The sequence below is a fragment of the Arthrobacter sp. K410C genome (genome assembly GCF_059090105.1).
In genome coordinates, this window is record NZ_JBNHFJ010000073.1 from 1 (window position 1) to 273 (window position 273).

At 65.9% G+C, this 273-nt stretch carries 1 pseudogene; it reads left to right on the forward strand.

Annotated elements, in window-relative coordinates:
* Positions 1 to 273, forward strand: a pseudogene (locus tag AC5RU7_RS21135) (glucose-6-phosphate dehydrogenase); the annotation flags it as partial.

Here is a 273-nt window from a genome sequence, read left to right on the forward strand (position 1 = left end):
CGGCGGTGTATGACCTGGCGAACCGGGGGTTGTTGCCGCCGAGTTTCGCGCTGGTGGGCTTCGGGCGCCGGGAGTGGAGTGATGAGGATTTCGCCGCCCAGGTGAAGTCCTCGGTGCAGTCTTATGCACGGACGCCGTTTGATGAGGCGGTGTGGAACCAGCTCGCCGAGGGCATACGGTTCGTGCAGGGCGAGTTCGACGACGACGGAGCGTTCCAGCGGCTCGGTGACACGGTCAAGGAACTCGATGAGGTCCGCGGCACCCGCGGGAACC